Below are 10,339 nucleotides of genomic sequence, written 5' to 3' on the forward strand. Positions count from 1 at the left end.
GGTATTGCATCTGGCACGATTGGAAGAAACCCGAAAGGAAAAGGAAAAACCTGATTCAATTGGGGGTTGACCAAGACCACGCCTACATGTGGAGCAGAACTCGAAAAGGTGGTTGGGCGATTGCCCAAAGTCCGATTTTAGGAACAACTATTACTTTGAAACGCTTGAAACAAAAGGGATACGAATCCTTAACGGAAGTCTACATTCAACTCAACCCATCTCTTTGCGAACCGCCGAGTACGTGACCCGTATGCTCGGTGGTGTGAGAGGCTCTCCCTGCTAGTTTCTAGTGGGGCAGTCTACTCGATTGTAAGCAGTGGTTCTTCGTTAGTCTGTCGGGTTTGGTCTGTCAGCAAGATTTAATTTTTGCGAAGCAGGGCAAGATTTTTTTGTTTTTCTTTCCTGCGTTGGAAAAGCAAGCTCTTTTGCAAACTTCGGCTTGTGTGTCGGCTTGTGCGGTTTGCAAATGTGCTTGCTTATGCGTTGGCTTGTCAAAATTTCATTCGTTGTATTCGTACTGCATTTAGAATTGCTAATAATGCTACGCCTACATCTGCAAAAACGGCTTCCCACATTGTAGCCAATCCACCTGCACCAAGCACCAATACAATACCTTTTACTACAAATGCCAATGTGATATTTTGCCAAACTATTTTCTTTGTCTGTTTCCCGATATTGATTGCCAAAGGAATTTTGCTTGGTTTATCGTCTTGTATGACCACATCCGCCGTTTCAATAGTGGCATCGCTTCCCAAACCGCCCATTGCAATACCTACGTCACTCAATGCCACAACGGGAGCATCATTCACACCGTCGCCGACGAAAGCAACGCTTTCGCCTTTGGCTTTGATTTCTTTAACCCTGTTCACTTTATCTTCGGGCAGTAAATCCCCGAAAGCATTGTCTATCCCCAACTGTTCCGCTACATACTTTACCACTGTACTTTTATCTCCACTAAGCATAGTAGCTTTCACATTGAGCTTATGCAATAGATTTATGGTTTCCTGTGCGTCTTCTTTGATACTGTCGGCAATAGTGATGTAACCGACAAATTTGTTATCGTAAGCAACGGCAATAGTCGTATAAACGATGCTGTTCTGGTCTAAATCGTATTGTATCCCGAACTTGTTCATCAGCTTGAAATTCCCGACCAATAAGTCTTTACCATTTACGGTTGATTTCAACCCGTGTCCTGCAATTTCCTCCGTGTTTTCCAAGCGGATTGTATTATCCGGTTTGCCCACGTATTCGTGAATAGCCGTCGCTACGGGGTGCGTACTGTGGCTTTCCAATATATTGACCAATTGCAGGATTTCGTCTTGATTGAACGCTTTGTCAAATACCACTTCCTGAACCTTGAAAACACCCTCCGTCATTGTACCTGTTTTATCCATTACCACGTTTTGAATATTGGAAAGGGCATCTAAAAAGTTGCTTCCTTTAAACAATATTCCATTTCTTGAAGCTGCTCCAATTCCTCCGAAATAACCCAATGGAATACTTATAACCAATGCACAAGGACAAGAAATAACCAGGAATACCAAAGCTCTGTACAACCAATCCTTAAACTCATAATCAGCTACGAAAAAGTAAGGCAGCACACAAATAGCGACCGCTAACAGTACCACGATAGGGGTATATATTTTCGCAAACTTGCGGATAAATAATTCCGTTGGTGCTTTTTGTGAAGTAGCATTTTGTACCAATTCCAAAATTTTGCTCAACTTGCTATCCGTATATGCGGTTGTAACCTGCACTTGTGCAACGGTATTAAGGTTTATCATACCCGCCAAAACCGTTTCGCCTTTGGCTTTGGTGTCGGGCTTGCTTTCGCCTGTGAGTGCTGCGGTGTTGAACGATGCCGTTTCAGATAACAGTTCTCCGTCCAAACCTAACTTTTCGCCCGGTTTCAGTTGTATGATTTCGCCGATGTTTACGGTTTCAGCCTTTACGGTTTCCGTCTGACTGTTTCGTAAAACCGTTACCTCATCAGGTCTTTGGTCGAGCAATGATTTGATGTTTGCTTTGGCTCTGGAAACAGCCATTGTCTGAAAAACTTCTCCAACGGCATAGAACAACATAACGGCAACGCCCTCGGGATATTCGCCAATGGCAAATGCCCCGATGGTGGCAATGCCCATTAAAAAGAACTCTGAAAATATTTCTCCCTTTCTGATGCTTTTCACGGCATCTGCCAATACAGGAAACCCGACGGGAGCATACGCTACCACATACCAGATAATCCTTACCCAACCTGTAAACCACGTTTGCGGAAGCCAATTATCCATTACGATACCTGTAAGCAATAGCACAAGGGAAATAATGGCGGGAAGAAACATTTTGAAAACACTATCGTTACTGCCCGAATGTGAATGGTCGTGTCCGTCATCATCGCTGTGGTCGTGTTGATGCTTTTCATTTACCAGCTCTTTTGCACCTGCTTGGGTGTAAATTTTTTCTTCCTGTGTGCAACAAGTCATTTTGCCTTGTGCATCGTAAGTATGCTTGTGATTTTTGTCTGTATTTATCATAGCCTTTAATTTTTTAGGTTCGTTACACTTTTATTTCTTATTCTTTCCACGTTATTATTCATTATATGCCTCACAATATGCTGAAAAATAAACTTCTTGAAAGCGTTCAGCTTTTGCTGATGTTTTGCATAGAACGCATCTGGCGTATCAAAAACACCAAAGTCCTGATTGATGCCTTTATCCTGAATAAACGTATTGTTGAGGTTCCATTCAATCGGTGGGTTCTCAAAATTATCTGTATAAACCCCGAAACCACAAAACGTGGTTTTGCAATCGCTGTTCTGCTCCTGCAATTTTGTGAGATAAGGTTTATCCAAAATCACGCCCTCTAAAAAATACCACTGTTCATTTACCAATACCTCAACCCAGCTATGTAAGATGTTTTTCGGCGAAAGTTTGTACCAAATACCCGTAATAGCTCCCTTTTGCAAGGCTTTATCAATGGTAAAACCGTGAATGCGATTAGGTATTCCCGTTGCTCTTAATAACGCCATTAGCAAAGTTGCTTTGGTATTGCACTGTCCGTAACCGTCTTTCAGAATTTCTGATGCAGGTATATCGTCCGAAACATTGTAGCCAAATTTTATTTCATCCCTGACAAAATTGTAAATGGCTTTAACTCTTGAAACAGTGTCCAAATCTTTCCACCCTCTTTGTTCCAATAGCTCTTGTATAGAAACGTTTGAGTAGTCAAGGATTTTTGTTTCTTTAAGATAGTTGTCCATAACACATTTATATTTATAACAAAGGTACACAGGGAGAGCTTGCAATGCTATTGCAAACTCTCCTTTAAACAGTTCTCACAAATACCTTTACCAAATAATTTTATTTCGTCAATACGGTAATTTTGACTTCCATTCTGCGGTATAATAAAATCCTCCTTACAGGTTGTCTGTTTACAAATCTTACAATAGAAATGTAAGTGCCAATCCTTGTGCGTTTCTTCATCACACCCGTCGTGGCACAAAATATACTTAACCGTAGTGTTCTCCTGAATACTGTGTACAATACCTTTTTCCTCAAAAGTTTTCAAAGTCCTGTAAATCGTAACCCTGTCTGCTTTATAAAAATGGCTTTCGATTTCAGATAAGGACATCGCTGTTTGCTGTTGCTCCAAGAAATCGTACACCAATATCCGCATACTGGTCGGATTGGTGTTCTTTGACAACAGCTTTTGTTCAATGCTCTTTTTCATTATATACTATTTTAGTGAGCGTGACCGTGTTCTCCGGTATCATTCATTTTTGCATTCACAAAAAACGCACCTTTTATCACGATATGCGTACCGTGTGGAATTTCATTTACAGGCGTTATCGCCGTGTAACCCAATTGAGAAGCACCTTTAACTATTTCCATTCTTACAAATTGAGTTCCTTTTTCCGAACCGTGGTCGTGGTTATGGTCGTGTTCTTCGCCCTCCTTATGGTCGTGTGGTTCTTCTTCCTGCTCCTTGACCAAAAAGATGTAATACTTCCCGTCTGCATTGACAATCGCTTCATTGGGTACAGCCGTACTTAGTACATTATCTAAACTGACAGTTCCGGTTATGCTCATTCCGTCAATCAATCCTGTTTTATCGCCTGTAATTCTGCTGTGAACGGCAATGGTCTTACTCTCTCCGCTAAAAGATGAACCAATACTGTACACTTCGGCAGAATAGGTCTTATTGGGATTGTTGGTTACGACAAAATCTATTTTCTGACCTATTTTGATTAGGGGAATATCTTTTTCATAAACTTGTAAGTCCAAGTGCAATGCTGTGTTTTCTATTATTTCGGCAATAGGCGAAGACACATCTACATAGCTTCCGATTTTGGCGAAAACGTTACTTACCGTACCGCTTATCGGACTTGTAACGACCAACGAGGATTTAAGGCTGGAATTTGACAAGGAAGCCGGATTAATGCCCATCATTTGGATTTGTTGTTGTAACGATGCTTTTCGTGTTCTCAACGTGTTCAATTCGGTAGTGGCACTTTGAAGGTTTTTCTTTGCACCTGCATTTCCCTCGTTTAGCTCTCTTTGTCTTGCCACTTCCTGCTCTGCAAATTCTATACGGCTATTGATGCTTAGGTATTCTTCCTGCAACTGTATGAATTGCGGATTGGAAATAGTGGCGATGACCTGACCTTTCTTCACGAAATCGCCTATCTCCACATTGAGGGATTTGATAACGCCACCAAACATTGAAGTTGCATTTGCTTTGTTGCTGTTGGGTACTCTCAATCCACCGTTGGCTTTCAATGTTGCGGATAGTTGTTTTTGCTCAATAGAGCCGATTTCAATGCCTACGGCTTTCATCTGTTCATCGGTCAGTACGGCAACGTTTTCTTCTTCTTCTTCGTGTTCGTCCGTTGTCGTTGCTGCTTCGCTGCCGTGATTATGTCCGTCGCCCTCCGTATGTTTATTTGTACAAGCGTTCAAAGCAAAGATTACTACGAGGACAAAAACGCTGAAAACTATATTATTTATGATACGTTTCATATTTTGTATTATTTACTGATTAATGAATGGATAAGCGTTACAGCCTCATTGATTTGCTGTATGCTCTTTAAATAATTAAGCTGAATATCGGTTGTTGTCTGCAATGCAAAGAGGTATTCCACATACGAAATATCTCCGGTACTGTACCCTAACTTTGCCGCATTGATGATTTCATCAGCATTCGGAAGTGCCTGCTCCTTGAAATAGGTAAACTGTGAAACATTCTGTTCGTATTGTTTCAGGGCATTTGCCAGCTCCGTTTTTAGCTGCTCCTGCTGCCATTGGGCATTCAGTTCCAATGATTGTTTCTGATAGTCAAGGGAACGGATTTTTGCTCTGGTTGTTGTAAAGAGTGGAATGGTTATACCTACATCAACAAAACTAAACCGCTGTCCTCTGCCATAAAATTGCTCTACACCATTTTTACTGTGCATTCCTATCAGCGATATGTTATTATAGCCGAACGTAAAATCAGGCAGGCTGTTCGCCCGTTCCAATTTCTTGTTCTGTTCAGCGATTTTAGCCTCCTGATACAATAGCTGGATGCTTGGGTGGTTTTCAATAGCTGAACTGTCGATGAAAGAAGTTAATAGTAATGGTACATAGTCGGATTGGGGTTCAATGGCAAAATCCTCCTGTGTCTGCATCAGGTTTTTAAGGTTCTGATAGGCATTTTGCCTGAAAACCTCGTTCTGTTGATACAAAAGACTTATTTCCCCTTTCTTGGTAGTTGCAGTATTAACGTCTAATTTACCTATATCTCCCGTTTTATACCGGAGTTCCGCAACACGGATAAAGTCTACATAAATACTATCAAGATACTTTAAAACCGAAGCATTATGCTCCAAATATTCCAACTGATAATAATAGGTTCTTACCTGTTTTTTCAGTTCGTTTTCTGTCAGAGCCTTCGCCCACTGCTGACCTTTTACCTGCTCTTTGACAAGATTTTTCTTTGCCCCAAAGAGTGTCGGAAAGGGAATGGTCTGTGAAATTTGGAAACCGTCATTATATTCAAATCCCTCATTATTCCCGTATTGGAAGTTTACATCGGTCTTCGGTAGTTCATACGCCGTCTTGCTAAGGCTTTGGGCAGATTGAATATCCATATTTTTGGAACGTAGCTGAGGGTTGTTCTCCATAGCTATTTCGATAGCTCTATCTACATTTACCGGATTTTGTGCCTTACTGTTTTGAGAAAAGCCTAAGAACGCAAACAGCAACAATAGTGGTGTTATGGCTTTCATCTTATTATTTTTTGTAGGCTTGTGATTTCTCATAAATACAAGGTATAGCAAAGGCAGTACGAACAGTGTCAATGCTGTTGCTGAAATCAATCCGCCGATAACCACCGTTGCTAATGGTTTCTGCACTTCTGCACCTGCACTTGTACTCAATGCCATTGGTAAAAAACCTAAACTTGCTACCGATGCTGTCATCAATACTGGTCTTAGCCTTGTTTTGGCTCCCTCGATAATCCTCGGGATAATCTCGTTCCAGCCCTCTTTTTCCAATCTGTTGAATGTGGAAATCAGTACAATCCCGTTCAGAACGGCGACACCGAACAGGGCGATAAACCCAACACCTGCCGATATACTGAAGGGCATATCCCTCAACAAAAGGGCAAACACGCCTCCAATGGCACTCATCGGGATAGCTGTATAAACCAAAACGGCTTCCTTGAACGAATGGAACGTGAAATACAGTAGGATAAAAATCAGAAGTAGTGCGATAGGCACTGCAATCAATAATCTGTCGGTAGCTTTTTGGAGGTTCTCAAACTGACCACCATAAGTAAAATAATAACCTGTCGGTAGCTTAATCTGTTCAGCCAATTTATCCTGAATTTCATTGACAACGCTGGCTACATCCCGCCCCTGTACGTTGAAGCCGACATATATCCTGCGTTTACCGCCTTCACGGCTGATTTGTGCGGGCCCTAATTTGTAATCAATGTTTGCAACCTGTGAAAGCGGTATTTGGTCGCCGTTTGGTAGTGGGATAAACAGATTGCTCACATCCTCAATGGAACTGCGGTGGGCTTCATCAAGCCGTACCACCAAATCAAATCTTCGTTCGTTTTCATAAATCACACCTGCTGATTTACCTGCGAACGCAGTGCTGACAATATCGTTTATTTCCTGTACATTCAAGCCGTAATTGGCTATTCGGGTACGGTCATATTCGATATTGATTTGGGGAAGACCTGCTACCCGTTCTACCTGCGGAGCAGTCGCACCTTCTACTGTTTGAATAATAGCATTCGCTTTATTGGCATAAACCAACAAACTGTCGAGGTCTTCTCCGAATATCTTAACGGCTACATCCTGCCTGATACCTGTCATCAGTTCATTAAACCGCATCTGTATCGGCTGATTGGCTTCAAAGAATACACCGGGAATAACTTCAAGTTTCTCCATCATTTCATTGGAAAGCTCGTCATAGGATTTTTTTGTTTTCCATTCGTCCTGCGGTTTTAGGATAATCATCAGGTCAGTGGCTTCGGGAGGCATCGGGTCTGTCGGTACTTCGGCAGCACCAGTCTTGCCTACGACCATTCTCACTTCGTCAAATTCCTTGATTATCCTTGATGCCTGCATAGAGGTTTCCAGACTTTGGCTTAACGATGTTCCTTGTGGCAGGATACAGTGGAAAGCAAAATCGCCCTCGCCCAATTTTGGCAGGAACTCTCCGCCCATCCGTGAAAAAAAGAATATACTTATGGTAAACAGCCCAACGGCAACCGCAATAACCACATATTTCATCCGAATGGCTTTTTCTAACAATGGTTTATAAACCCCTTGAAGATAGTCCATCATTTTGTCTGAAAAATTCTTTTTGGTAATCGGCTTTTTAGACAAACACAAAGCACTCATCATCGGGATATAGGTAAAGGACAAAATCAATGCTCCCAAAATGGCAAAACTTACAGTCTGTGCCATTGGCGTAAACATTTTACCCTCTATACCCACCAAAGTAAGGATAGGGATATAGACAATGAGGATGATAACTTCGCCAAATGCGGCACTCGTACGAATTTTCCGTGCAGATTCATATACCTCTTCATCCATTTCTGCCTGCGTAAGTCTTTGTGTGGATTTCCGCAAGCCCAAATGATGCATTGTCGCTTCAACAACAATCAGGGAACCATCTATTACCAATCCGAAATCAATAGCCCCCATACTCATCAGGTTGGCACTTACACCAAACAGCCGCATCATTCCCAACGCAAAAAGCATAGATAGCGGTATGGCTGAGGCTACAATCAGTCCTGCTCTGAAATTCCCCAGGAATAGAATTAATACAAAAATAACAATCAGTGCGCCCTCAATGAGGTTCTTTTGAACCGTACTTATCGCTCTATCAACCAAATCCATTCTGTCTAAAAATGGTTCTATGACCACGTCTTCGGGTAGAGATTGTTGGATAACCGGTATTTTTTCTTTGATACTTTTTACAACTTCAGAGGTGTTTTCTCCCTTCAACATCATTACAATCCCACCCACAGCATCTACTTCGCCATTATAGGTCAATGCTCCGTACCGGGTTGCGTGACCAAATTGTACTTCTGCCACATCTTTGATAAATACCGGAACGCTACCTGTATTTTTAACGACGATATTTCCTACATCTTCCAATGAAGTAACCAGACCAATCCCGCGAATAAAGTAAGCATTGGGCTTCTTATCGATATATGCACCTCCGGTATTTTGGTTGTTGTTTTCGAGGGCGGTAAAAATATCGGAAATACTAACGTCCATTGCCTTGATGCGGTTTGGGTCGATAGAAACTTCGTACTGTTTAAGCAAACCACCGAAACTATTGACTTCTGCAATTCCCGGAGTACCGTAAAGTTGTCTGGCAACAATCCAGTCCTGCATTGTCCGCAAATCCATTGCGGAATATTTGTCTTCACTGCCTTCTTTGGGATGAAGAATATATTGGTACACTTCGCCAAGACCTGTACTGACAGGAGCAAGTTCAGGTGTTCCAATCCCGTCAGGTATCTGGTCTTGTGCTTCTTTCAGCTGTTGGCTTACTAACTGTCGTGCAAAATAAATATCGACATTATCTTGAAAGACAACGGTTACAACAGATAATCCAAATCTTGAAACACTTCTTATCTCTTCTACTTTTGGAAGATTAACGATACTTTGCTCTACGGGAAATGTTACTAATTGTTCTACTTCTTGTCCTGCCAATGTAGGCGACAGGGTAATAATCTGAACCTGATTGTTTGTAATGTCAGGTTGGGCATCAATGGGGATTTGCTTGGCACTCCATACCCCCCAAATGATGAGAAACAAGGTCATCAATCCTATAATGAACTTATTCTTTATAGAGAATTTTATAATACTATTTAACACTTCTATTGTGATTAATGATGAATAATTAATGATAAATTGCAATGATTATGAATACGAGAAATACGAAGTATGACCCAAAACATTCAGCTTGTTGCTGTACGCAAAAAGCTATAATCATTAAAACATTAAAAATTATGCATTAATCTTTGGCGGTTGCCAAATTTCTCCCAGATAGTGGGATATAAAGGTACATTTATAATAAACTTTAGGCTTAGAAAGGTCAAAAGTCTTCGCCTTAACTAAGCTGTATACATTCCATTGAAGCACTATACCTGAAACTATTCCACAACAACCGCATAAACAAAAAGGTGTACATAAGTCGCTGTCTGTATGTTCGTGGTTGTCCTGATGTGTTATTTCTGTAGAATGTTCCTGAATATTAAATACATTTTTTTCATACATATCAGCACAAGGCATTACAAATAATGCCATCATAAAAAGTGCCAGTATGGAAGAGAAGACTTTCATATTCTTTTGCAAAGTTAGTAAAAAATTCAAAACGCTGTTATTTTGGATGGGAAAAAGTGGCTCTTTTGGTTTTTTGAGCGTTGGCTTTGTGTGTCGGGAAAAACCAAATGTGCCACTTGTGCGGTGGCAGAAAAACAAAAAAATGTGTGTTGGGCAAAAATTAAATCTTTGTGTTTCGTCATTGTTGGCTCTTGATGGTGTCGTCCGTTACCATTGCTTACAACGTCAGACTGTGAAAAAACCTCCACAATCTTTTTAACAAATATAACGAAAAACTTGTAAGAAAAACGTAAATTATGTATATTTAGTGATGCAATATATACAAGGAATTTCCCGTAACCAGTTACAAGTATCGAGTTTAGAAGATACTATATCAGCTGACAATCCTGTTCGATTTATTGACGCTTTTGTAGGTAGTATCGATTTAGAAAAATTAGGATTTACGCCAAGAGTTTTAAAATCAGAAGGTCGACCAAGTTTTGATACTCG

Annotated in this window: 7 protein-coding genes and 1 pseudogene; 2 read left to right on the forward strand and 6 right to left on the reverse strand. The window is 40.9% G+C overall.

The features are described from left to right. Positions 1–245 (forward strand): annotated as a pseudogene (locus tag H601_RS15765) (group II intron reverse transcriptase/maturase); the annotation flags it as partial. A 246-nt stretch (positions 246–491) separates the two neighbouring features. Here H601_RS15765 and H601_RS0112620 read toward each other — a convergent pair. From H601_RS0112620 to H601_RS16910, 6 genes are all read right to left on the reverse strand, one after another. After that, positions 492–2,531: a heavy metal translocating P-type ATPase gene (locus tag H601_RS0112620; protein WP_026711841.1), complete on the reverse strand. Its 2,040-nt coding sequence runs from the start codon at positions 2,529–2,531 to the stop codon at positions 492–494. Positions 2,532–2,536: 5 nt separating this feature from the next. Then, the gene (locus H601_RS0112625; RefSeq protein WP_026711842.1) at positions 2,537–3,256 is read right to left on the reverse strand and encodes a transglutaminase-like domain-containing protein; all 720 of its coding nucleotides are present in this window, start codon (positions 3,254–3,256) and stop codon (positions 2,537–2,539) included. A gap of 47 nt (positions 3,257–3,303) precedes the next feature. Continuing rightward, positions 3,304–3,726, reverse strand: coding sequence for a Fur family transcriptional regulator (locus H601_RS0112630; RefSeq protein ID WP_026711843.1), 423 nt, complete (start codon positions 3,724–3,726; stop codon positions 3,304–3,306). A gap of 11 nt (positions 3,727–3,737) precedes the next feature. Further along, complete coding sequence (locus H601_RS0112635; RefSeq protein WP_026711844.1) at positions 3,738–5,015, reverse strand: efflux RND transporter periplasmic adaptor subunit; 1,278 nt, start codon at positions 5,013–5,015, stop codon at positions 3,738–3,740. An 8-nt stretch (positions 5,016–5,023) separates the two neighbouring features. Beyond that, entirely contained in the window at positions 5,024–9,382 is a 4,359-nt protein-coding gene (locus H601_RS0112640; protein ID WP_026711845.1) for a CusA/CzcA family heavy metal efflux RND transporter, read from the reverse strand. A 132-nt stretch (positions 9,383–9,514) separates the two neighbouring features. Then, the gene (locus H601_RS16910; protein WP_035655986.1) at positions 9,515–9,850 is read right to left on the reverse strand and encodes a DUF6660 family protein; all 336 of its coding nucleotides are present in this window, start codon (positions 9,848–9,850) and stop codon (positions 9,515–9,517) included. Between H601_RS16910 and H601_RS16540 the strand changes: the two genes are divergently transcribed. Further along, positions 9,831–10,109 carry a hypothetical protein gene (locus H601_RS16540; protein ID WP_156900406.1) on the forward strand — a complete coding sequence of 93 codons (279 nt, stop codon included), beginning with the start codon at positions 9,831–9,833 and terminating at the stop codon, positions 10,107–10,109. The genes H601_RS16910 and H601_RS16540 overlap by 20 nt on opposite strands. The last annotated feature ends 230 nt before the right edge of the window (positions 10,110–10,339 follow it).

It is taken from the genome of Flavobacterium filum DSM 17961 (genome assembly GCF_000425465.1).
GTDB lineage: Bacteria > Bacteroidota > Bacteroidia > Flavobacteriales > Flavobacteriaceae > Flavobacterium > Flavobacterium filum.